We start from the raw sequence: 384 nt of genomic DNA on the forward strand, positions 1-384 counted from the left end.
GGCCACTTCCGTGTCTGACCTGAAAAAATATATTGCAGAGCTGGAAGTGCAGACCGGCATGACACAGCGACGCAGGGGACCTGCAGGATTTTATGTATGAAAACGCCCACCATTCCCACCCTTCTGGGGCCGGACGGCATGACATCGCTGCGCGAATATGCCGGTTATCACGGCGGTGGCAGCGGATTTGGAGGGCAGTTGCGGTCGTGGAACCCACCGAGTGAAAGTGTGGATGCAGCCCTGTTGCCCAACTTTACCCGTGGCAATGCCCGCGCAGACGATCTGGTACGCAATAACGGCTATGCCGCCAACGCCATCCAGCTGCATCAGGATCATATCGTCGGGTCTTTTTTCCGGCTCAGTCATCGCCCAAGCTGGCGCTAT

Annotated in this window: 2 protein-coding genes; both read left to right on the plus strand. The window is 57.3% G+C overall.

Annotated elements, in window-relative coordinates; genetic code table 11:
• Positions 1-10: 10 nt before the first annotated feature.
• Complete coding sequence (gene gpW, locus J0A66_RS21985; protein WP_040093090.1) at positions 11-100, plus strand: gpW family head-tail joining protein; 90 nt, start codon at positions 11-13, stop codon at positions 98-100.
• Positions 97-384 (plus strand): phage portal protein (locus J0A66_RS21990; RefSeq protein ID WP_137527699.1); only part of this gene is annotated, 288 nt, incomplete at its 3' end. The genes gpW and J0A66_RS21990, both read left to right, overlap by 4 nt.

This window comes from Bowmanella dokdonensis, assembly GCF_017254865.1.
Classification (GTDB): Bacteria; Pseudomonadota; Gammaproteobacteria; order Enterobacterales; family Alteromonadaceae; genus Bowmanella; species Bowmanella dokdonensis.